The 21,947-nt window shown below is 75.1% G+C and carries 17 protein-coding genes and 1 pseudogene; 11 read left to right on the forward strand and 7 right to left on the reverse strand.

All coding sequences use genetic code 11. The features are described from left to right. Positions 1-156: 156 nt before the first annotated feature. From ACFYZY_RS09995 to ACFYZY_RS10005, 3 genes are all read left to right on the forward strand, one after another. Entirely contained in the window at positions 157-3,108 is a 2,952-nt protein-coding gene (locus tag ACFYZY_RS09995) for an SNF2-related protein (protein WP_388691669.1), read from the forward strand. After that, a complete protein-coding gene (locus ACFYZY_RS10000) occupies positions 3,105-4,376 on the forward strand; it encodes an SWIM zinc finger family protein (RefSeq protein ID WP_388691671.1) in 1,272 nt (423 codons plus the stop codon). The genes ACFYZY_RS09995 and ACFYZY_RS10000 overlap by 4 nt, the downstream gene beginning before the upstream one ends. Positions 4,377-4,504: 128 nt before the next feature. After that, positions 4,505-5,293, forward strand: coding sequence for a chaplin (locus ACFYZY_RS10005; protein WP_388691673.1), 789 nt, complete (start codon positions 4,505-4,507; stop codon positions 5,291-5,293). 47 nt (positions 5,294-5,340) lie between these two features. On the opposite strand, the gene ACFYZY_RS10010 is transcribed toward ACFYZY_RS10005, so the two are convergent. From ACFYZY_RS10010 to ACFYZY_RS10020, 3 genes are all read right to left on the reverse strand, one after another. Next, complete coding sequence (locus ACFYZY_RS10010; RefSeq protein WP_388691675.1) at positions 5,341-6,015, reverse strand: DUF2293 domain-containing protein; 675 nt, start codon at positions 6,013-6,015, stop codon at positions 5,341-5,343. 11 nt (positions 6,016-6,026) lie between these two features. Then, a complete protein-coding gene (locus tag ACFYZY_RS10015; RefSeq protein WP_388691678.1) occupies positions 6,027-6,485 on the reverse strand; it encodes a hypothetical protein in 459 nt (152 codons plus the stop codon). A gap of 68 nt (positions 6,486-6,553) precedes the next feature. Continuing rightward, the gene (locus tag ACFYZY_RS10020) at positions 6,554-7,780 is read right to left on the reverse strand and encodes a pyridoxal phosphate-dependent aminotransferase (protein ID WP_388691681.1); all 1,227 of its coding nucleotides are present in this window, start codon (positions 7,778-7,780) and stop codon (positions 6,554-6,556) included. An 89-nt stretch (positions 7,781-7,869) separates the two neighbouring features. Here ACFYZY_RS10020 and ACFYZY_RS10025 point away from each other — a divergent pair, with 89 nt between their 5' ends. Beyond that, a complete protein-coding gene (locus tag ACFYZY_RS10025) occupies positions 7,870-8,589 on the forward strand; it encodes a winged helix-turn-helix transcriptional regulator (RefSeq protein ID WP_388691683.1) in 720 nt (239 codons plus the stop codon). A gap of 4 nt (positions 8,590-8,593) precedes the next feature. Beyond that, the gene (locus ACFYZY_RS10030) at positions 8,594-9,241 is read left to right on the forward strand and encodes a uridine kinase (RefSeq protein ID WP_388691956.1); all 648 of its coding nucleotides are present in this window, start codon (positions 8,594-8,596) and stop codon (positions 9,239-9,241) included. Positions 9,242-9,317: 76 nt separating this feature from the next. Here ACFYZY_RS10030 and ACFYZY_RS10035 read toward each other — a convergent pair whose 3' ends face one another. Both ACFYZY_RS10035 and ACFYZY_RS10040 read right to left on the reverse strand, forming a co-directional pair. Next, a complete protein-coding gene (locus ACFYZY_RS10035; protein WP_388691684.1) occupies positions 9,318-10,232 on the reverse strand; it encodes a carbohydrate kinase family protein in 915 nt (304 codons plus the stop codon). 152 nt (positions 10,233-10,384) lie between these two features. Continuing rightward, positions 10,385-11,281, reverse strand: a pseudogene (locus ACFYZY_RS10040) (pseudouridine-5'-phosphate glycosidase); the annotation flags it as partial. 318 nt (positions 11,282-11,599) lie between these two features. On the opposite strand from ACFYZY_RS10040, the gene ACFYZY_RS10045 reads away from it, so the two are divergent. The 4 genes from ACFYZY_RS10045 (at position 11,600) to ACFYZY_RS10060 (ending at position 16,037) form a co-directional block, all read left to right on the forward strand. Then, entirely contained in the window at positions 11,600-11,956 is a 357-nt protein-coding gene (locus ACFYZY_RS10045) for a cupin domain-containing protein (RefSeq protein ID WP_388691686.1), read from the forward strand. Between the two features lie 416 nt (positions 11,957-12,372). Then, on the forward strand, positions 12,373-13,713 hold the full coding sequence (locus ACFYZY_RS10050; RefSeq protein WP_388691687.1) for a discoidin domain-containing protein: 1,341 nt from the start codon (positions 12,373-12,375) through the stop codon (positions 13,711-13,713). Continuing rightward, complete coding sequence (locus ACFYZY_RS10055; protein WP_388691689.1) at positions 13,713-15,041, forward strand: MFS transporter; 1,329 nt, start codon at positions 13,713-13,715, stop codon at positions 15,039-15,041. Before ACFYZY_RS10050 ends, ACFYZY_RS10055 begins: the two co-directional genes overlap by 1 nt. Before the next feature lie 3 nt (positions 15,042-15,044). Then, positions 15,045-16,037: a hypothetical protein gene (locus ACFYZY_RS10060; RefSeq protein WP_388691692.1), complete on the forward strand. Its 993-nt coding sequence runs from the start codon at positions 15,045-15,047 to the stop codon at positions 16,035-16,037. A 133-nt stretch (positions 16,038-16,170) separates the two neighbouring features. On the opposite strand, the gene ACFYZY_RS10065 is transcribed toward ACFYZY_RS10060, so the two are convergent. Both ACFYZY_RS10065 and ACFYZY_RS10070 read right to left on the reverse strand, forming a co-directional pair. Next, entirely contained in the window at positions 16,171-17,496 is a 1,326-nt protein-coding gene (locus ACFYZY_RS10065) for an MFS transporter (protein ID WP_388691695.1), read from the reverse strand. Positions 17,497-17,719: 223 nt separating this feature from the next. Continuing rightward, complete coding sequence (locus ACFYZY_RS10070; RefSeq protein ID WP_388691698.1) at positions 17,720-18,310, reverse strand: methylated-DNA--[protein]-cysteine S-methyltransferase; 591 nt, start codon at positions 18,308-18,310, stop codon at positions 17,720-17,722. A gap of 394 nt (positions 18,311-18,704) precedes the next feature. Between ACFYZY_RS10070 and ACFYZY_RS10075 the strand changes: the two genes are divergently transcribed. Beyond that, complete coding sequence (locus ACFYZY_RS10075; protein WP_388691699.1) at positions 18,705-19,625, forward strand: MHYT domain-containing protein; 921 nt, start codon at positions 18,705-18,707, stop codon at positions 19,623-19,625. A gap of 70 nt (positions 19,626-19,695) precedes the next feature. Next, the gene (uvrB, locus tag ACFYZY_RS10080) at positions 19,696-21,825 is read left to right on the forward strand and encodes an excinuclease ABC subunit UvrB (RefSeq protein ID WP_388691701.1); all 2,130 of its coding nucleotides are present in this window, start codon (positions 19,696-19,698) and stop codon (positions 21,823-21,825) included. Positions 21,826-21,947 lie beyond the last annotated feature (122 nt).

Consider the following 21,947-nt stretch of genomic DNA (forward strand, 5'->3'; position numbering starts at 1 on the left):
CGGTCCACGCCCACCCTCCCGCCCGGCGGACCCCGTGTCATCCGCTGCTGGGCCGCCCGGGGGAACCGCTCGGCGGCCGGTTGTCAGACCTCCCCCGTAAAGTCGGAGTTCCAGTCGGAGATCCGTCGCGCGACGGAAACGGGAAGGGGGACGGCCGTGACGCACACCTGGATCACCGGCGCCGCCGTCTTCCTGCCGGCCGCCCTTCCCCGCGAGGGCCGGATCGCCTTCTGGGCGCCCGACGGCGGAGCGCTGCCCGACCCGGCGACGACGACCGGCGCGGAGCGCGTCGGGCTGACCGTCGCCCGGCGGCACGGCGGCGGCGCCCGGGGCCGTGAGGTCCCCGCCGTCACCCTCTCCATCGAGGCCGCCCTGCCCCATCTCGTCGCGGCCCGCCACCACCCGGCCGCCCATCCGGCCACCGCCGGCTGGGGCGCCGCCGCCCTGCACGCCCTGCACCTGACCGCCCGGGGCCGGCTGCTGCCGGGACTGACCGCCGACGACCTGGACGCCTGGCGGGCCGGGCCCCTGGACGCCGACGACATCGCCCACCTGCGGGCCGTCGCCGCCGCCCTGCCGGCCGAGGCCTACGCCGTGCCGGTGCCCGGCCGGGGGCCGCTGAGGCTGCCCGATCCCGAAGCCCTCGTCCGGGCCTTCCTCGACGCCGTCGCCGACGTCCTGCCCCGCACCCCGGCCGCCGCCCACGCGGTCGGGGCACCGTTCGCGGCCCGTGCCCCGCAGCATCTGCCCCGCGCGCGTGCCTGGGCCGCCGAGGCCGCGGCCGGAATGGACGCCGGGGTCCGCGTCTCGCTCCGCCTCGACCTGTCGGCATACGAACTTTTCGACAGCACAGACAGCACAGACAGCACAGCCACCACAGACGGCACAAGCGGCACAAGCGGCACAAGCAGTAAAAGCAGCACAGGCGCCGGGGACACCGCAGACGCCACGGAGGCCGCGGGCACCCCCGCAGGCACCGCCGGGGCGAACGCCGGCGAGCGCCACGCCGCCGCCGCGCTCCTCCAGGTCCACAGCCTCGCCGACCCCACCCTCGTCATCGACGCCGCGGCCCTCTGGGCGGGGGAGGGCGAGCACCTCGGGCCCCGGGCCCGGGTCGACGCCGTCCTCGCCCTGCGCCGGGCCGCGCGCGTCTGGCCCCCGCTGGCCCGGCTCCTGGAGCGGGACGTGCCCGACGTCCTCGCCGTCACCGAGGACGAGCTGTACGAGCTCCTCGGACCCGCCGCCGCCCGGCTCGCCGACGCCGGGGTCGTCGTCCACTGGCCGCGCGAGCTGGCCCGCTCGCTCAGCGCCTCGGCCGTCGTCCGCCCCGCGCCGGGCTCCGCGACCGACGGCACCTCCTTCTTCGACAGCGAGGAACTGCTGCGGTTCAACTGGCAGCTGGCCCTCGACGGCGACCCGCTCACCGAGGGGGAGATGGACCTCCTGGCGGAGGCCCACCGGCCGGTCGTGCGCCTCCGCGACCAGTGGGTCGTCGTCGATCCCGACCTGGTCCGCAAGGCCCGCAAACGGGAGCTGGGCCTGCTCGAACCGGTCGACGCCCTCGGCGCCGCCCTCACCGGCACCGTCGAGGTGGACGGCGAGACCGTCCCGGCCGTCCCCGTCGGAGCGCTCGCCGCGCTCCGCGACCGGCTCCTGGCCGGTCCGGAGGAGGCGCAGGCCCCGCCCGGCCTCACCGCCACCCTGCGCGACTACCAGCTCCGGGGCCTCGCCTGGCTGGACCTGATGACCTCGCTCGGCCTCGGCGGCTGCCTCGCCGACGACATGGGCCTGGGCAAGACCGTCACCCTCATCGCCCTCCACCTGCGCCGCGCGCGCCGCGCCCCCACCCTCGTGGTCTGTCCGGCGTCCCTGCTCGGCAACTGGCAGCGGGAGGTGGAGAAGTTCGCCCCCGGCGTGCCCGTACGGCGCTTCCACGGGGCCGACCGGGAGCTGGACGGCGCCGGGGGCGGCTTCGTCCTCACCACCTACGGCACCCTGCGCACCAGCGCCGCCCGGTTGGCCGGACACGAGTGGGGGATGGTCGTCGCCGACGAGGCGCAGCACGTCAAGAACCCGTTCTCCGCGACCGCCAGGGCCCTGCGCGAGATCTCCGCGCCCGCCAGGGTCGCGCTGACCGGCACCCCCGTGGAGAACAACCTCTCCGAACTCTGGGCGCTCCTCGACTGGACCACCCCCGGGCTCCTCGGCCCGCTCAAGGCATTCCGCTCCCGGCACGCCCGGGCCGTGGAGAACCACGACGAGATCGAGCACGACGAGGCCGTGGAACGGCTCGCCCGGCTCGTGCGCCCCTTCCTGCTGCGTCGCCGCAAGTCCGATCCCGGCATCGTCCCCGAACTGCCGCCCAAGACGGAGTCCGACCACCCCGTCCCCCTCACCCGGGAGCAGGCGTCCCTCTACGAGGCGGTCGTCCGCGAGACCATGGCGCGGATCGAGGAGGCCGAGGGGATGGCCCGCCGGGGCCTCGTCATGAAGCTGCTGACCTCCCTCAAGCAGATCTGCAACCACCCCGCCCAGTACCTCAGGGAACAGGCCCCGCGCGGCGCCACCCGGCTGACGGGCCGTTCCGGGAAGCTCACCCTGCTCGACGAACTCCTCGACACGATCCTCGCCGAGGACGGATCCGTGCTCGTCTTCACCCAGTACGTGTCGATGGCGCGGCTCCTCGCCGAGCACCTGGCGGCGCGCGGCACACCGGCCCAGCTCCTCCACGGCGGCACCCCCGTGGCCGAGCGGGAACGGATGGTCGACCGCTTCCAGGCCGGTGAGGTCCCCGTCTTCCTGCTCTCCCTCAAGGCGGCGGGCACCGGTCTCAACCTCACCCGGGCCGGCCACGTCGTCCACTACGACCGCTGGTGGAACCCGGCCGTCGAGGAGCAGGCCACCGACCGGGCCTACCGCATCGGACAGACCCGGCCGGTGCAGGTCCACCGGCTCGTCGCCGAGGGCACGGTCGAGGACCGCATCGCCGAGATGCTCCGCGCGAAGCGGGCCCTGGCCGACGCGGTCCTCGGCTCCGGCGAGGCCGCCCTCACCGAACTCACCGACCGGGAGCTCGCCGACCTGGTGTCCCTGAGGAGGCCCTCGTGAACCGCGCCCGGACCGCGCGCGGGGCCGTCCCCCGCCACGACGACCGCCGCCGTTCCTTCCCGCAGGTCGCGCCCCGGGAGGCCCCCGACGGCCGGTTCGCCTCCACCTGGTGGGGGAACGCCTGGGTCGACGCCCTGGAGGACACCGCCCTCGATCCGGCCCGTCTGGCGCGCGGCAAGGCGTACGCGAGGCGCGGCCACGTCGACGCGATCACGGTCACCCCCGGCCGGGTCGTCGCCTCCGTGCACGGCACCCGGCCCCGCCCGTACCGCACCGAGATCAGGATGCGGACCCTCGGTGACGACGGCTGGGAGCGGTTCCTCGACGAGGCCGCCGCGCGCCCCGACCACATCGCCGCCCTCCTCGACAAGGACGTGCCGCACGCCCTGGAGGCCGTCACCGGACTGCTGCCCGCGCCCGGCGACCTGGTTCCCGACTGCTCCTGCCCGGACGACGGCTACCCCTGCAAGCACGCCGCGGCCCTCTGCTACCAGGCCGCGCGGCTCCTCGACGAGGACCCGTTCGTCCTCTTCCTGATGCGCGGCCGGGGCGAGCAGGAACTCCTCGCCGGGCTCACCCGGCGCAACGCGGTCCGTTCCGCCGCCGAGACGAGTGCCGCCGCCCCGCCGATGCCCACCGTTCCCGCCCGTGCCGCGCTCGACGCGGCCGCGGGGGCGGCGCTCCCGCCCCTGCCCGCCCCCCTGCCGCCCCCGGCTCGGCCCGGCCGTCCGGCCGTCTTCCCGCCCGACCCCGCCGCTCCCGACCCGCTCGCGCTCGACCTCCTCGCCACCGAGGCGGCCGCCCGCGCCCACGCGTTCCTCACCACCGGGGTCGATCCGGTCGCCGCGCTCACCCCCTGGCAGGACGCGGTCCGCCTGGCCGCCGCGCACCCCGGTTCCGGCCTCACCGCCGCCACCCGCGCGCTCTACCGCGACCTGGCCCACGCGCTCGACCGCACCCCCACGGACCTCGCCCGCGCCGTCGCGGCCTGGCGGCAGGGCGGAGCCGAGGGCCTCGCGGTCCTGGAGGAGCCGTGGGACCCGCCGGCGGGACCGTTCGACCGGGCGCGGCCCGCGCTGCTCGCCTCCGGATTCCCCGCCCTCCGGCCCTGGCGGAACCGCCTCTCCGACCGGTCGCTCCAGCTCCGGCTCGGCCGGGACGGCCTCTGGTACGGATACGAGTCGGATCCCGGCCGCGAGGACTGGTGGCCGCGCGGCGACCCCGATCCCGACCCGGTCGGAGCCCTTTCCGCTCTCCTGGGGCACTGAAGTCCACACTCGAACGCTCCGCACTCGTTGGAGTGAAACCCTCCGGCGGTCGAATCCGGCAGGTACGTGTGCCGCGTTGATTCGGGTACGGGCACTTGCCCGTGCACACCTCCGGAAGGCAGGAAGCCATGAGGCAGATTCGCCGAAGTGGTCTGGCCACACTGTTGGTCACGGGCGGAGCGCTCGCCCTCTCGGCGGGCGCCGCGCACGCCGACGCCGGCGCCCAGGGCGCCGCGATCGGTTCGCCGGGCGTCGGTTCCGGCAACACGCTTCAGCTGCCGGTGCACGTGCCGGTCAACGTCTGCGGCAACACGGTCGACGTCGTCGGGCTGCTCAACCCGGCCTTCGGCAACGGCTGCGCCAACCTCTCCTCCGGGCCCGCCGGTCACGGCTCGGACGGGGACGGCCGCTCCCACGGCCACCCCCACTCCCACAAGGACGAGCCCGCCACCCCGCGCGGCGGGGAGCAGGCCGGCGGCGCCCACGGGGGCGGTTCCTCCAACGGCGGCGGCTCCACCGCCGAGAGCCACGCCCAGGGGTCGCCGGGCGTGCTCTCGGGGAACGGCCTCCAGCTGCCCGTCGACCTCCCCCTGAACGTCAGCGGGAACTCGGTCAACGTGGTCGGCGTCGGCAACCCGGTCTTCGGCAACACCGCGGTCAACGGCCCCTCGAAGCCGGCGCAGCCGATCGAGAAGCCGACGCCGCGCCCGCAGACCCCCGTGCGCAACATCCCGGCCCCGCAGACGCAGACCGTGACGCCCGCCCCGGCCCCCGCGCCGCAGGGCGGGACGGAGAGGGAAGCGCTGGCCACCACCGGTTCGGACGCCATCGGCTACGCCGCCCCGGCGAGCGTCGCCCTGCTCCTCGGCGGCGCCCTGCTGTACCGTCGCGCGCGCCGCGCCGCGGACCAGGTCTGAGGGACCGCGGCCCGGCGGCCGGACCGACGCGCGCCGGCGGCGGGCCGTCAGTCGCGCGCGTCCTCGCCGCCGCGCCAGGACCGGAGCACCGCCTCGATGGCGGGAGCGACCCTCGCCCGGGCCCGGTGCCGGGGCACCCCCTGCATCAGCAGGGTGTCGTACGGCGTGTCGACGTGCCGTACGGCGGCACGTACGGCGGCGGTCACCGCGCCGCGGTCGAGCGAGCGGCCGGCGGCGGTGCGCCCCACCCGTCCGCTGCCCTTCGCCGAGGCGTGGGCGGCGATCTCGTCGGCCCGGTCCGCCGGGCACGACGGGAAGAGCCGCAGGATCTCCGCCCGCAGGGCCTGGGTGACCCCGGCGTCGAGGACCGCGCGCCGCGCCGCGTCCCGGGCCCGCCGCCCGGCCCGTGCCTCCGCGTCCGCCAGGCAGGCCCGTTCGGCCCGGGCCAGCGCCGCCTCCTCGACCAGGAGGCCCCGGCGCTCGTACCGCGTACGGCGCCGGTTGTGCCGTACCACCACGGCCCAGAGTGTGCTGCCCTCGCGGGCCCGCCGGGTCAGGGCCGTGTCGCCCCGGGGCAGGAAGACCAGGTGTCCGAGGTCGGCGCAGTCCAGGCAGACCGGCGCGCCGAACTCCACGATCATCCGCTCCAGCGGCCCCCGGTGACACTCCGAGCAGCGGCGCCGCCGGAGCGGTTCCACGACGACCGGCGCGACGAGGTCCACGTCGGCCCCCGTCAGCGGACGCCGGGAGCGGCGGCGGCGACGAACAGGGCGAGTGCTTCCTTGGCCCGGTCGGAGTACCGGACGCGCTCCTCCTCGTCCACCGCCTCGTGCATGCAGTGGGTCTCCTGGAAGGCCGCCTCGGCCAGCCGCCGCGTCTCGGGGTCGTCGCACACCAGCTGGACGCGGAACAGGGCCTGCCGGGCGGCGGTGCGCTGCCGGTAGGAGGCGTGGCGGGACTCCTCCGCCCGTTCCGAGCCGGGTTCCCGGAACGCGCTGAACCAGCGGTCGTTCTGGCTGTGCCGGTAGTCGACCACCGCGCCGGCGAAGGCGCTGTAGGTCACGATCCTCTCCTGCCGGAGCTGTTCGGTCCGGGCGAGCACGGCCGCGCGCTCGGCGGCCCGTCCCTGGAACCAGTGCGTGAAGACGGCACCCAGCAGGGTTCCCGCCACGGCTATCAGCGCCGCATCCATGACCGGCCGCCCTCCCGTTCCCCTCGGCCTCCGAACCCCCCGATCATGACAGCAGGGGCGGGCGGGCGTCACCGTCCGGCGGGCTCCTGCCGGTACCCGCTCAGGAAGCGGCCGATGCGGCTGATCGCGGCGTCCAGGTCGTCGGCGTGCGGCAGGGTCAGGATGCGGAAGTGGTCCGGGCGCGGCCAGTTGAAGCCGGTGCCCTGCACCACCTGGATCTTCTCCCGGAGCAGCAGGTCGAGGACGAACTTCTCGTCGTCGTGGATCCTGTGCACGGCCGGGTCGAGGCGCGGGAAGGCGTACAGGGCCCCCTTCGGCTTCACGCAGGAGACGCCCGGGATCTCGTTGAGCTTCTCCCAGGCGCGGTCGCGCTGTTCGCGCAGCCTGCCGCCCGGGGCGGTCAGTTCGTCGATCGACTGGCGGCCGCCGAGCGCGGCCTGGATGGCGTACTGGGCGGGGGCGTTGGGGCAGAGCCGCATGGAGGCCAGCATGGTGAGGCCCTCCAGGTAGTTCCTGGCGTGCTGCTTCGGGCCCGTGACGACCAGCCAGCCGGAGCGGAAACCGGCCACCCGGTAGGTCTTGGAGAGCCCGCCGAAGGTGAGGACGACCAGGTCGTCGGCGAGGGAGGCGGCCGGGTGGTGGACGGCGTCGTCGTAGACGATCCGGTCGTAGATCTCGTCGGCGAGGACCATCAGGCCGTGGCGGCGGGCGAGGTCGAGGACGCCTTCGACGATCTCCTTCGGGTAGACCGCGCCGGTGGGGTTGTTGGGGTTGATGAGGACGACGGCCCGGGTGCGGTCGGTGATCTTCGAGGCCATGTCGTCCAGGTCCGGGTACCAGTCGGCCGACTCGTCGCAGAGGTAGTGCACGGCCCTGCCGCCCGCGAGGGTGGTGGCGGCCGTCCAGAGCGGGAAGTCGGGGGCGGGGATCAGGACCTCGTCGCCGTCCTCCAGGAGGGCCTGCACGGCCATGGAGACCAGCTCCGAGACGCCGTTGCCGAGGAAGACGTCGTCCACGTCCACCTCCGGCAGGCCCATGGCCTGGTAGCGCTGGGCCACCGCGCGGCGGGCGGAGAGGATGCCCCGGGAGTCGGTGTAGCCGTGGGCGCCGGGAAGCATCCGGATCATGTCCTGGACGATCTCCTCGGGCGCCTCGAAGCCGAAGAGCGCCGGGTTGCCCGTGTTGAGGCGCAGGACGCTGTGGCCCGCCTCCTCCAGGGCGTTGGCGTGCTCGATGACCGGGCCGCGGATCTCGTAGCAGACCCCGTTCAGCTTGCTCGACTGCCGGAACTCCATGTCCGACCTCCCAGATCCCGGAATGAGTGTTGCTTGGTTTTACCAAGTTCGAGCTTGGAAAGTCCAACAACTTGTCTAGACTGCGTCGCATGCCCCGTCAGCCACGCCGCCGCAGCTACGACCAGCACTGCGCCGCCGCGCGCGCCCTCGACCTCGTCGGCGACCGCTGGACCCTGCTCGTCGTCCGCGAACTCCTCGCCGGACCGCGCCGGTACACCGATCTCCACGCCGACCTGCCCGGCGTCAGCACGGACGTGCTGGCCGGCCGCCTCAAGGACATGGAGGCCACCGGGCTCGTCACCCGGCGCCGGCTGCCCCCGCCCGCCCCGGCCTCCGTGTACGAACTCACCCCGCGCGGCCGGGACCTGCTGCCCGTGCTCCGCGCCCTCGCCGCCTGGGGAGCGCCCGCACTGGGGGAGCCGGGACCCACCGACGCCGTACGCGCCCACTGGTACGCCGTCCCGCTCCTCGGTGTCCTCGCGGAGCTGGGCCCGGGGACGGTGCAGGTCACCCTGGACGAGGGGGAGTTCCACGTACGGGTCGGGGCCGGCGGTTCCGTCGCGTACGGGGACGGCGCGGCGGAAGCACCGGACGCCCGGCTGCGGACCGACGCGGCGACGTGCCGGGCGCTCGCGGCGGGGGAGCTGACGCTCGCCGCGGCGGTCGCCTCGGGGCGCGCGGCGCTCGCGGACGGGCGGGGGACCGACGCGACGGAGCCCCTCGTCACCGCGCGGGCCCTCGGGGACCGGCTCGCCGTGCCGCTGCGTGGGCCCGGTGACGACGGTCCGCCGCGTGTACGGGCAGAGTGAGGGGATGCGGTACGAGGCGATCACCTGGGACCGGCTGGCGGAGGCGCTCGCCGGGCACGTCGACGCGGGCGTCCCCGGCGACGGCGGCGAGTGGCTCAAGGTCGGCGTCGACGGGCCGCCCGCCGCTCCCGGCGCCGGACTCGCCGCCGCGCTGGCCGAGGCGCTGCGGGCGCGCGGACGCCCCGTCCACCTGGTGGGCACGGGCGGCTTCCTGCGGCCCGCCTCCCTCCGGTACGAGTACGGCAAACGGGACCCCGACGCGTACTACGGCGGGTGGACCGACACCGGGGCCCTGTGGCGGGAGGTCTTCGGCCCGCTGGAGCCCGGCGGCACCGGCCGGGTGCTGCCCGACCTGTGGGACCCGGTCACGGACCGGGCGACCCGCAGTCCGTACGTCACGCTGCCGCCCGGCGGGGTCCTCGTCCTGCACGGCCCCTTCCTGCTCGGTCACTGGTTCCCCTTCGACCTCACCGTCCACCTGCGGCTCTCGCCCGCCGCCCTCGCCCGGCGCGCCGAGGAGCCCTGGACCCTGCCCGCCTTCGCCCGGTACGAGACGGAGGTCGGTCCGGAGGAGACGGCGGACGTCGTCGTACGCGCCGACGACCCGCGCCATCCGGCCTGGACGGGACTCGGCCGGGAGGACGAGGGGTGACGGGCGACGGAGCCCGCGGGCTTCCGGGGCGAGACCTCCGGGGTCCGGTTTCCGTCCGAGGCCTCCGGGAGCGCGTTCAGCCGTCCGCCGTCCGGACCGGGGGCCTGCCGCCCACGACGGTGACCGCCTCCGCGCCCGCCCCGCACCCGGCTTCCGCCGCCTCCACCGGACCCGCGCCCGCGAGCCGGGCCGCCAGGAACGCGCCGGTGAACGCGTCGCCCGCGCCCGTCGAGTCCACCGGCCGCACCGGCGGCGCCGCCACCCGCGCGGTGACCGCCCCGCCCTCGGCGACCAGCGCGCCCACCGCCCCCAGGGTGACCACGACCAGCGGGAAGCGCCGGCTCAACTCCGCCGCCGCGCGCTCCGGATCGGCGCGTCCGGTGAGTACCCGGGCCTCGTCGGCGTTGGGCAGCAGCACCTCGGCGCCCTCCGCGGCCGTCAGGAACCGGTCCGCCCCCAGCGTCGTGAGGAACCCCGCCGAAGCCGGGTCCACGCTCACCGGGACTCCCGCCTCCCGCGCGTCCCGCAGCGCCCGGAGCACCGCCGCCCGGCTCGGCACGGCGAAGAACAGGTACCCCGAGAGGTGCAGTCGGGCCACCCCGTCGAGCAACCCCGGGGACCAGTCGCCGGGGGAGAGGCGCAGCGCGGCACCGCTGTCGGTGAGGAAGGTGCGCTCGGCCGAGGCGTCCACGAGCGCGACGACGGTGGCCGTCGCCGCCTCCGCGTCCGGGACGAGCAGGGGCCGTACGCCCGCCGCCCGCAGCGCCCGTGCGTGCCAGTCGGCCGCGTCCGTCCCCACCCGGCCGAGCAGCCGCACCTCGCCGTGGCCGGAACGCGCCGCCCAGCACGCCGCGTTGGCCCCGGCGCCGCCGGGAAGGGTCCGGATCTCCGCCGCGGTGTCCGTGGCGGGCGCGAGCGGGGTCCGGTGCCGGGCCACGACGTCCGTGACCACGTCCCCGACGACCAGCAGCGCGCCCCCGGGGCGGGTCACCGGCGGTCCGCGCCACGCGCTCCCGCGCCGCCCGGGCCTCCGGCGCCGGGTGTCTCCGCCCCGTACTCCTCACGGCCTCCTGAGCCCGCTCCGCACGACTCCGGACTTCCCGGCCCCGTCCCGTACGGCCCCGCCCCGCACGACTCCGCCCCGTACGCCGCCGCGATCCTCGCCGCGAGCCGTACGTTTCCCCGTATCGCCGCCAGGTTGGCCTCCAGGGACGCCCCCTCCGTGTGCTCCGTCAGGTGGGCGAGGAGGAACGGTGTCACCGCCTGGCCCGTGATCCTCTTCTCCTTCGCCGCCGCCAGCCCCTCCGCGAGCACCCGGTCGTGCAGCGCGGGGTCCAACTGCTCGCTCTCCGGAACCGGGTTGGCCACGACGAGCGCGGTCCGGAGGCCCTCCAGGCGGTCCTGGGCGCGCATCACCCCCGCCACCTCCTCCGGGGTCCGCAGGGTCCAGTCGACGGGCTCGCCCGAGGAGGAGAGGTAGAAGCCGGGGAAGTGCTCCGTGCCGTACCCGACGACCGTCACCCCCAGCGTCTCCAGGCGCTGGAGCGTCGCGGGCACGTCGAGGATCGACTTGACGCCCGCGCAGACGACGGTGGTGCCGACCCGGGCGAGCAGCCGCAGGTCGGCGGACTCGTCCTGCGTCTCCTCCCACGCACGGTGCACGCCGCCGAGGCCGCCGGTCGCGAACACCCGGATGCCCGCCGCGTCCGCGAGCCAGGCCGTCGCCGAGACCGTCGTGGCGCCGGTCGCGCCCGTCGCCAGGGCCGGGGCCAGGTCGCGGTGGCCCAGCTTCCGCACCGCCGGGTCCTCGGCGATCCGTATCAGCGAGGCGTCGTCCAGTCCCACCCGGGCCGTGCCGTCCACCACCGCGATCGTGGCGGGGACGGCGCCCGCGCCCCGCACCAGCTCCTCCAGTTCACGGGCCACCGCGAGGTTGCGCGGGCGCGGCAGGCCGTGGGAGACGAGCGTCGATTCCAGCGCGACGACGGGACGGCCCGCGTGGAGCGCCTCCCGTACCTCTTCGGACACGTGTGTGGACATGTTCCCTTCCTTGGCGCGGCCGACGGTCCCGCAAACCTCGGCGGCGATCTCTTGCCACGCTCCCGGCGCGGACCGCGGAATCCGTGACGGAGCGCTCCGGAGGGCCGCCGGGAACGGCCGCGGCGCCCGCCCGGTGCCGGCCGGAGGGCCGCCGCGAGCTGCGGCGACGCCTGCCGGGCGTCCGGCCGGTGCGGCGGTGCGGATCCAGTCGTCCCCGCCGGGTTCGGCATCGTGCCTGGTGGTAGCCGAACCGGAACCATGACTTCCATGCGGTCCCGACCCCGGAGGGCGCACCGGCCCCCGCTACAGTCACCGCCCATGACGACACACGAACCGCCCTCCTTCGCCGTGCACATCCCCGACGCGGAGCTCGAAGCGGAGCCGCTCGACCCCGCCCGGATCGTCTCCGGCACGCCCGAGGTGACGGGCAAGGTGCTGTGGGAGTCGGCGGACGGGAAGCAGATCCGCGGCATCTGGCAGATCACGCCCGGCGTCGTCACCGACACCGAGGCCGACGAACTGTTCGTGGTGGTCTCCGGGCGCGCGACCGTCGCCGTCGAGGGCGGCGGGACCCTGGAGGTCGGCCCCGGTGACGCCTGTGTGCTGCGCGAGGGCGACCGGACCACCTGGACCGTCCACGAGACCCTGCGCAAGGCGTACCACATCAGCCTCTGAGGCCGGGCGGGACCGCCGCGCGGGGCCACCGGCCGGGGGGCCGTCCCACCCGTCCGTGGACCCCGTCGAAAGGTCGTCCCGCCCGCCCGCGAAGCATGGCCGAAAACCCGCCCCCGCCCGCCCGCGGGCCGTGGCGGGACCTCGCCAGAAGTCTGGTAGGAAACCTTCCTGTCCGCTAGCATCCCGGTCGGCGGCCTGGCGCGGCGCCCCGCCCCCGGGGCGTGACGCGCTCAGCGAGAGCTCTGACCCGGCCGCCGGGCACCACCGCCGTGTGGCACTCCGCACCGCCACCCGGCCGGTCGTCCGTGCCGGTGGCACACGGCACGGGCGACCGGACGGTGGCACGCGGCACGTCCGTGGTGCTCCCCGCACCCGTGTCCAGCTCTCGCCACCCCCTCAGGTCAGGGAGCCCAGGTATGCGCCTGTACGCCTCCGCACCACCCCGCCGCACCACACAACGGTCCGCCTTCGTCCTCACCGCCGTCCTGATGCTCGTCGGCGGACTCCTCCTCGTCCTCCCCGACCGGGCCGGAGCCGCCGCCGACGCGGTGATCTCCCAGGGCCGGCCGGCCACCGCGTCCTCCGTCGAGGACAGCACCTTCGGCCCGGAGAAGGCGTTCGACGGCGTCTCCACCACCCGCTGGGCCAGCGCCGAGGGATCCGACCCCCAGTGGATCCGGGTCGACCTCGGCCCCTCGGCCACCGTCTCCCGCGTCAAACTCGTCTGGGAGGCCGCCTACGCCAAGGCGTACCGCGTCGAGATCTCCGCCGACGGCACCACCTGGACCCGCCTCGCCAACGAGACCGCGGGCAACGGCGGTACGGACGACTGGACCGGTCTCACCGGCACCGGCCGCTACCTCCGGGTCTACGGGACCGCCCGCGGCACCTCGTACGGCTACTCCCTCTACACGGTGGAGGTCTACGGCACCACCGGCACCACCACCCCGCCCACCGGGGCCTTCACGGTCGTCGCGGCCGGTGACATCGCCGCCCAGTGCACGGCCTCCAGCAGCTCCTGCGCCCACCCCAAGACCGCCGCGCTCGCCCAGCGGATCGCGCCGTCGTTCTACCTGACCATGGGCGACAGCCAGTACGACGACGCCCGGCTCTCGGACTTCCGCAACTACTACGACAAGACGTGGGGCGCCTTCAAGGCCCAGACCCGGCCCGTGCCCGGCAACCACGAGTCGTACGACCCGGCCGGCGCCTTCGCCGGCTACAAGTCGTACTTCGGCGCCATCGCCTACCCGCAGGGCAAGCCCTACTACAGCTACGACCAGGGCAACTGGCACTTCGTCGCCCTCGACTCCAACTCCTTCGACGACGCCGCGCAGATCCAGTGGCTCAAGGACGACCTCGCGCGGAACACCAAGGGCTGCGTCGCCGCCTACTTCCACCACCCGCTGTACTCCTCCGGCGGGCACGGCAACGACCCCGTCTCCAGGCCCGTGTGGCAGATCCTCTACGGGGCCAAGGCCGACCTGGTGCTCAACGGGCACGACCACCACTACGAGCGCTTCGCCCCGCAGGACCCCAACGGGAAGGCCACCGCGGACGGCATCGTCGAGATCGTCGGCGGCATGGGCGGCGCCGAACCCTACGACATCGAGACCGTCCAGCCGAACAGCCAGAAGCGGATCAGCGGCCAGTACGGCGTCCTGAAGCTGGACCTCACCGACACCACCTACACCTGGCAGTACGTCGGCACCGACAACCAGGTGAAGGACTCCGGCCCGACCTACACCTGCCACTGATGTACCTCGCGACCACAGGTCGCCGCGACGCGCCGTCCCGGCCCTCCGGGGCCCGGCGGCGCGTCTCCGGCACCGTCATCGCCCTGGGCGCGGTCAGCCTGGTCACCGACGTCTCCTCGGAGATGGTGACGGCCGTCCTGCCGCTCTACCTGATCCTCGGACTCGGCCTCTCCCCCCTCCAGTTCGGCCTGCTCGACGGGCTGTCCACCGGGGCCACCGCGCTCGTGCGGCTCCTCGGCGGCGCCACCGCCGACCGCGGCGGCCGCCACAAGCAGATCGCCGGAATCGGCTACGCCCTCTCTGCCTGCTCCCGGCTCGGCCTCCTCCTCGCGGGCGGCGCGGCCGGGTGGATCGCCACCTCGATCACCGCCGACCGGCTCGGCAAGGGCGTGCGCACCGCCCCCCGGGACGCGCTCATCACCCTGAACAGCGAACCCGAGGACCTGGGCCGCGCCTTCGGCACGCACCGCGCCATGGACACCGCCGGCGCCCTCCTGGGGCCCCTGGTCGCCGTCGCCCTGCTGTGGGCGACGGCCGAGGCGTACGAGGCGGTCTTCGCCGTCAGCTTCTGCGTCGGGGCGTTCGGCGTCCTGCTGTGGGTGCTCCTCGTCCCCGGCCGGCGGAGCGCACCCGGGTCCGGAGCCGTCCCGGAGACCGCGGGGGTGCCGGGTCCCCGGCGCGCGCGGGACGTGCGGGACACCGTCCCGGCGGCGCCCCCCGCGCGGAGCGGGTTCTTCGCCGCCCTCGGCTCGCCCGCGTACCGCCGGATCGTGCTCTGCGCCGGCCTCCTCGGCGCCGCCACCATCGGCGACGCCTTCCTCTACCTGCTGCTCCAGCAGCGCCTCGACCTCGACGCGACCTGGTTCCCCTTCCTGCCGCTCGGCGCCGCCGCCGTCTACCTGCTGCTCGCCGTCCCGGCCGGACGCCTCGCCGACCGCTTCGGGCGCCGCGGACCGCTCCTGTACGGCCACGGGGCCCTGCTCCTGGCCTACGGACTGCTCCTGGCCCCCGTGCCCGACACGGTGGCCCTGGCCGGGGTCCTCGGACTGCTCGGGATCTTCTACGCCGCCACCGACGGCGTCCTGATGGCCCTCACCGGGCCGTTCCTCGTCGAAGGCCGGCGGGCCGGCGGCCTCGCCCTCGTCCAGACCGTGCAGGCCCTCGCCCGCGTCGGCGCCGCCGTCGCGTTCGGCGCGGTCTGGACGGCGAGCGGACAGGAGACGGCGCTCGTGGCGGCGCTCGTCGCCCTCGCGGCCGCCCTGTGCTGTGCCGCCCGCCTGCTGCCCGGCTCCCCGGCCACCGCCCCCACGTCCCCCCGGAAGGACTGACCCATGAGCGCCCCGACCGACGGCCGCCCGTCCACGCGCGCGCGTGTGTGGATCATCGTGCTCGCCCTCGTCCTGCTCGGCGGCGGAGCCACCGCCTACACGCTGCGGGCGGCCTCCGGCCGGACCGGGGCCACCGGGGCCGCCGACCCCGGCTTCGTCCTCACCGGCGGCGCCGGAGCGCTCTACGCCCGGGACACCGCGAGCGGGCGCGTCGCGCGCGTGGCACCCTCCGCGGCCGGCGGCCGGGTGGTCGGCGGCCCGTCCTGCGACCGCTTCCACGCGGCCGGACCCACCGCGCTCTGCCTCCAGCGCCGGCCGGGCGTACCGGCCCGCTCGTACGTCATCGTGCTCGACCGGCAGCTGCGCGAGATCCGCCGCATCGCGCTGCCCGGCATCCCCAGCCGCGCCCGCGTCTCCGCCTCGGGGAACATGCTCTCCTGGACGATGTTCGCGACCGGCGACTCGTACGCCCGCTCGTCCTTCTCCACCCGCACCTCGATCCTCGACCTGCGCACCGGCTACCTGGTGAAGAACATGGAGCTGATCCCGCTCACCCTCGGAGGGCGCCGCCACCACGCCCCCGACGTCAACTACTGGGGCGTCAGCTTCGCCGCCGACGACAACCGCTTCTACGCCACCGTCTCGACGAACGGCCGCACCCATCTCGTCGAGGGGGACATGAAGAGCTGGTCGGCCAAGGCCCTGCGGGAGAACGTCGAGTGCCCCTCGCTCTCCCCGGACGGCACCCGGATCGCCTTCAAGAAGCGGGTCTCCGACGGACCGGACGACCCGTGGCGGCTGTACGTGTACGACCTGCGCACCGGCCGCGAGCACGCCGTCGCGGAGCGGCGGGGCATCGACGACCAGGCGCTCTGGACGGACCCGCGGACCCTCGCGTACGGATACGGGGGAGCGGTCTGGTCCGTGCCGGCCGACGGGACGGGCGCTCCCCGGCAGCTGATCGGCGGAGCCTCGTCCCCGGCGGCACCGCGCTGACGGGGGAGGCGGACCGCTTCCGGTGCCGGGTCCGCCCCCGGTGGGCCGGGCTCGTCGGTCTGCCGGACCCGCCGGTCGCCCCTGGCCCGCGGGTGGTCCCGGACCTTCGCGCCGCTCCGGCCCGCCGGTGGTCTCATGCCTTCCGGAAGGTCCCCCGCAGGGCCAGCGCGGCCATCGGCAGCAGCAGGCACGCGGCGATCGCGTTCAGCGGGCCGTAGCCCGCCCGCGAGACGATCAGGCCGGCCGCCAGACCGCCCACCGCGGCGGCCGTGTTCATGACGAAGTCGGAGAGCCCCTGGACCGCGGCCCGCGCGGCCTGCGGGACCGAGTCCGTGAGGAGCGCCGAGCCGGACACCAGCCCCGCCGACCAGCCCAGGCCCAGGACGAAGAGGCCCAGGGCGATCCGGCCGTGGCTCGGTCCCGCCGTGCCCGCGACCAGCGCCGCCGTCCCGATGAGCCCGACCGCGAGCCCGATCACCGACAGTCGGCCCAGCCGGTCGGAGAGCCACCCCATCAGCGGCGAGAAGGCGTACATGCCCGCGATGTGCCCGCTGATGACGAGTCCGATCAGCCGGATGTCCGCGCCGTGGTGGGTGAGCGCCACCGGCGTCATCGACATGATCGACACCATGGCGGTGTGCGAGCCCGCGACGGTGACCAGGGCGAGGCGGGCCCGCGGGGACTCCCGCACCGCCCGCATCCCGGCCCGCAGGGAACGGCCCTCCGCCGCCTCGCCCGGTTCCGTTCCCGGCTCCGCGCCGGCCAGCGCGCGGGCGGTGAGGAGCGGGTCCGGCCGCAGCGCCAGGGCCACCACGGCCGCCGCGACCACGAAGACGCCGGCGGCCCAGACGAAGGGGCCCGCCGCGGCCGGCACGCCCAGGCCCGCGACGCTCCTCCCGGCGGGCGCGGCGATGTTCGGGCCGAGCACCGCCCCGACGGTGGTCGCCCACACCACCGTGGAGATGGCCCGGGCCCGGCGGTCCGGCTCGGCCAGGTCGGCGGCGGCGAACCGGGCCGCCAGGTTGGCCGAGGACCCCGCGCCGAAGCCCACGAGCCCGGTGAGCAGCAGGGCGAAGCTGTCGGTGACCGCACCGAGCACCACGACCCCGGCGCCCAGCGCCCCCAGCAGGTACGCGAGGACGAGTCCCGCCCGGCGTCCCCGTGCGGCCATCAGGGTCGCCAGCGGCATGGCGAGCAGCGCGGGGCCGGTCACCGTCGCCGTCGACGCCAGACCGGCCAGCGCTTCGGTGCCGCCGACCTCCGCGGCCAGGACGGCGGCGAGCGCGACCCCGATGGCGATGCCGAGGCCTCCGAGGATCTGGGTGGCGATCAGCACGGCTTGGACGCGCCGGCGCAGCGCGGGCAGTCCGGCGGCGGTGACGGGAGCGGGGACGGGGAGGGACGTACGGCCGGGCGGGACGGCGGCGGAGGCGTCAGGGGCGTCGGGGGTCTGGATCACTGACGAGAGTGTGCCAGCGGTCCCACCCGAAGGGAACGCCCGCGCGCGGCCCCCGACCGATCGGCGGGGCTCCCCCCCCGGCGCCCCGATCCCTCTCGCCCGTGAACTCCGCGTCCCCGGTCCTCCTCGCCCGGGAGCCCCGTGCCTTCGCCCCCGCCCCCCTCGCCCGGGAACCTCGCGCCTTCGCCCCCGGGCATTGCTCCCCGGCCCCCGTGCCCCTCCCTCAGAACAACGGCGCCGGCAGCACCCCCTCCAGCTCCAGCAGTCGCCGTTTGGCCTCCGGGCCGCCCCCGAAGCCGCCGAGCCCGCCGCCGCTCTCCACCACCCGGTGGCACGGCACCACCACCGGCAGGGGGTTGGAACCCATCGCCGCCCCCACCGCCTGTGCCGCGCCCGGCTGCCCCACGCGCCTCGCCAGCTCCCCGTACCCGACGACCGTGCCGTACGGGACGCCGGACGCCAGCTCGCGCAGCACCCGCCGGTTGAACCCGGACGTCAGGCTCCAGTCCAGGGGCGGGTCCAGCGCGGCCGGATCACCCGCGAAGTACCGGTCGAACCGGCGCACCGCCTCCGCGAGCGCCCCCGAGACGCGCTCCACCGGCCGCGCCCCGAACCGTTCCGCCAGCCGGTCGAGCATCCGTTCCCGCCGTGCCGCGTCGGCGTGGAACCCGACCCGCACGAGCCCCCGCCCGGTCGCGGCGAGCAGGAGCGGCCCGACGGGGCTTCCGACGACCGTCCACTCCACCGGGACGGCCCGCTCCCCGCCCGCCGGCCCCGCCGCCGGGACCGCCCCCGGCACCGCTTCGATGTCCATGCGCCCACGGTACGACCCGCCTCCGACAGTCGGTCGGCCCGCTCGGCCCGCTCGGCCCGGTCAGCCCGGTCGGCCCGGTCGGCCCGGTCGGCCCGGTCGGCCCGGTCGGCCCGGTCGGCCCGGTCGGCCCGGTCGGCCCGGTCGGCCCGGTCGGCCCGGTCCGGAGCGGCTCCCGGGGGTCGAGGACGCGCCACAGGAGCCCCCGGGCCGCCCCGGGGGCGGCCGGCCGTCACGGAGGCCCGCGGGCCCGTCCCGCTCCGGTCCCGCCGAAGGAAATTCCCCGGTCACATGGCCGCCGCGTCCCCGGCGCGCCATAATCACGCCCCGGTAGTACTAGCCGACGACACCGACTGTTTTCGGACGACGTCGCACCAGGGGTGGAGGGCACACGCTCATGCAGGGCACGGTCGACGGATTCAGCTACGGGCTCGTCACGCCGGTGGCCGCCTTTCTCATGGCGTGCCTGGGCGGCGCCCTCGGCCTGAGGTGCACGGTCAGATCCCTCCGCCGCCACGACGCCTTCAGGAGGGGCTGGCTCGTCCTCGGCGCCGTCTCGACGGGGACCGGCATCTGGACCATGCACTTCATCGCCATGACGGGCTTCTCGGTCCGGCAGGCACCGGTCGGCTACGACCGCCCCCTCACCTTCGCCAGCCTGGGCGTCGCCGTCCTCGTGGTCGGCATCGGCCTCCACATCGTCGGATGCCGGGGCGCGACCGTCCTCTCCCTGGTCACCGGCGGCACCGTCACGGGCCTCGGCATCGCCACCATGCACTACCTCGGCATGGCCGGAATGCGACTCCCCGGCCGGGTCGAGTACGACACGGCGACCGTTGCCCTCTCCGTGGTCATCGCCGTGGTGGCCGCCACCGGGGCCCTCTGGGCGGCCGTCTCCGTGCACGGCTTCCTGGCGGGGCTCGGCGCGAGCCTGGTGATGGGCGGAGCCGTCACCGGCATGCACTACACCGCCATGGCCGCCGTCACCGTCCACCTGCACGGCACCGGGGCCGCCGCGACCGCCGCCCCCTCGTCCCTCCTGCCGATGCTGATCGGCCCGGCGGTCTTCCTGGTCCTCGCCGCCGTCGTCCTCATGTTCGACCCGCTGCTCGTGACGGGCGGCCCCGAGGGGCGGCGGCTCCCGGACCGGGCCGTGCACCGCCCCGGCGTGCCCGCCCCGCGCCGCGTGCCGACCCACTACGGCGACCCCGCCGTCTGGACGGCCGGACCGCCGGGACGACGCCCCGGACGCCGCGCTTCCGTCCGCACCGCGCGCAGGGCCGCGGCCCGGACCGGACACCGCTCCCAGGACTGGTGACGCGCGCCCGGAGGCCGGACGGGAGGCCGATCACCGCCCGAGTGTCGGTGCCGGGTCGTACGGTGGTTGCATGCGGCCCGTTTCCAAGATCGAACGTACGGTGGCGCCCTTCGAGGTCGTCAGCTCCTACCAGCCCAGCGGCGACCAGCCGGCGGCCATCGCCGACCTCGAGCGGCGCATCCGCGCGGGCGAGAAGGACGTCGTGCTCCTCGGCGCCACCGGCACCGGCAAGTCGGCGACCACCGCCTGGATGATCGAGAAGCTCCAGCGCCCCACCCTGGTGATGGCGCCGAACAAGACGCTGGCCGCCCAGCTGGCCAACGAGTTCCGCGAGCTCCTTCCGAACAACGCCGTCGAGTACTTCGTCTCGTACTACGACTACTACCAGCCCGAGGCGTACGTCCCGCAGTCGGACACCTACATCGAGAAGGACTCCTCCATCAACGAGGAGGTGGAGCGGCTCCGCCACTCCGCGACGAACTCCCTGCTCACCCGCAGGGACGTCATCGTCGTCGCCTCCGTCTCGTGCATCTACGGCCTCGGCACGCCCCAGGAGTACGTGGACCGGATGGTCCCGCTCAAGGTCGGCGAGGAGATCGACCGGGACCGGCTCCTCCGCCGCTTCGTGGACATCCAGTACACCCGGAACGACCTGGCGTTCACCCGGGGCACCTTCCGGGTCCGGGGCGACACCATCGAGATCTTCCCGGTGTACGAGGAGCTCGCCGTCCGCATCGAGATGTTCGGCGACGAGATCGAGGCCCTCTCCACCCTCCACCCGCTCACCGGCGAGGTCATCAGCGAGGACGACCACCTGTACGTCTTCCCCGCCAGCCACTACGTCGCCGGCCCCGAGCGCATGGAGCGGGCGGTCAACGACATCGAACGGGAGCTGGAGGGCCGCCTCGCCGAGCTGGACAGGCAGGGCAAGCACCTGGAGTCCCAGCGCCTGCGCATGCGCACCACGTACGACATCGAGATGATGCGCCAGATCGGTTCCTGCTCCGGCATCGAGAACTACTCGATGCACTTCGACGGCCGCGAGCCGGGCTCCGCGCCCAACACCCTCCTCGACTACTTCCCCGAGGACTTCCTGCTCGTCATCGACGAGTCGCACGTCACCGTGCCGCAGATCGGCGCCATGTACGAGGGCGACGCCTCCCGCAAGCGGACCCTGGTGGACCACGGCTTCCGGCTCCCGTCCGCCCTCGACAACCGTCCGCTGAAGTGGGAGGAGTTCCAGGAGCGGATCGGCCAGACCGTCTACCTCTCCGCGACCCCCGGGGCGTACGAACTCTCGCGCGGCGACGGCTTCGTCGAGCAGATCATCCGCCCCACCGGCCTGGTCGACCCGGAGGTCGTCGTCAAGCCCACCGAGGGCCAGATCGACGACCTGGTCCACGAGATCCGGCTGCGCACCGAGCGTGACGAGCGGGTCCTCGTCACCACCCTCACCAAGAAGATGGCCGAGGACCTCACGGACTACTTCCTGGAGCTCGGCATCCAGGTGCGCTACCTGCACAGCGACGTCGACACCCTGCGCCGCATCGAGCTGCTGCGCGAGCTGCGCGCCGGCGAGTACGACGTCCTGGTCGGCATCAACCTCCTCCGTGAGGGCCTGGACCTCCCGGAGGTGTCCCTCGTCGCCATCCTCGACGCCGACAAGCAGGGCTTCCTGCGCTCCGGGACCTCCCTGATCCAGACCATCGGCCGTGCCGCCCGCAACGTCTCGGGCCAGGTCCACATGTACGCGGACCGGATCACCCCGGCGATGGAGCAGGCCATCGACGAGACCAACCGGCGCCGCGAGAAGCAGATCGCGTACAACACGGAGCACGGCATCGACCCGCAGCCGCTCCGCAAGAAGATCAACGACATCGTCGCGACCATCGCGCGCGAGGAGGTCGACACCGAGGAGCTGCTCGGCACCGGCTACCGCCAGGCCAAGGAGGGCAAGGGCGCCAAGGCCCCCGTCCCGGCGCTCGCCGCGCACGGCCCCAAGGGCAGGGGCAAGGCCGGCTCGACGGTCGAACTGGGGGACCGGCCCGCCACCGAGCTGGCCGCGATCATCGAGGAGATGACCGACCGGATGCGCGCCGCCGCCGCCGAGCTGCAGTTCGAGGTGGCGGCCCGGCTCCGCGACGAGGTGGGGGAGCTGAAGAAGGAACTGCGCCAGATGAAGGAGGCGGGACTCGCCTGACCGGAGGGGCGGCCCGGTGTGTTGCAAGACCGACACGAAACCGGACCGCCCCTCCGCGGTGCCGGTGACCCTGCGTAGGGTGCTGAACAACCGCGCGCGTCGGACAGCGGACGCGGGGGAAC

Origin of the sequence: Streptomyces sp. NPDC001744 (assembly GCF_042892575.1) — a bacterium.
Classification (GTDB): domain Bacteria; phylum Actinomycetota; class Actinomycetes; order Streptomycetales; family Streptomycetaceae; genus Streptomyces.

Coding starts and splice junctions, on each gene's coding strand:
- ACFYZY_RS10005 (WP_388691673.1), top strand. CDS start 4,505: ATGAGGCAGATTCGCCGAAGTGGTCTGGCCACACTGTTGGTCACGGGC.
- ACFYZY_RS10015 (WP_388691678.1), bottom strand. CDS start 6,485: ATGGATGCGGCGCTGATAGCCGTGGCGGGAACCCTGCTGGGTGCCGTC.
- ACFYZY_RS10020 (WP_388691681.1), bottom strand. CDS start 7,780: ATGGAGTTCCGGCAGTCGAGCAAGCTGAACGGGGTCTGCTACGAGATC.
- ACFYZY_RS10025 (WP_388691683.1), top strand. CDS start 7,870: ATGCCCCGTCAGCCACGCCGCCGCAGCTACGACCAGCACTGCGCCGCC.
- ACFYZY_RS10030 (WP_388691956.1), top strand. CDS start 8,594: ATGCGGTACGAGGCGATCACCTGGGACCGGCTGGCGGAGGCGCTCGCC.
- ACFYZY_RS10045 (WP_388691686.1), top strand. CDS start 11,600: ATGACGACACACGAACCGCCCTCCTTCGCCGTGCACATCCCCGACGCG.
- ACFYZY_RS10050 (WP_388691687.1), top strand. CDS start 12,373: ATGCGCCTGTACGCCTCCGCACCACCCCGCCGCACCACACAACGGTCC.
- ACFYZY_RS10055 (WP_388691689.1), top strand. CDS start 13,713: ATGTACCTCGCGACCACAGGTCGCCGCGACGCGCCGTCCCGGCCCTCC.
- ACFYZY_RS10060 (WP_388691692.1), top strand. CDS start 15,045: ATGAGCGCCCCGACCGACGGCCGCCCGTCCACGCGCGCGCGTGTGTGG.
- ACFYZY_RS10070 (WP_388691698.1), bottom strand. CDS start 18,310: ATGGACATCGAAGCGGTGCCGGGGGCGGTCCCGGCGGCGGGGCCGGCG.
- ACFYZY_RS10075 (WP_388691699.1), top strand. CDS start 18,705: ATGCAGGGCACGGTCGACGGATTCAGCTACGGGCTCGTCACGCCGGTG.
- uvrB (WP_388691701.1), top strand. CDS start 19,696: ATGCGGCCCGTTTCCAAGATCGAACGTACGGTGGCGCCCTTCGAGGTC.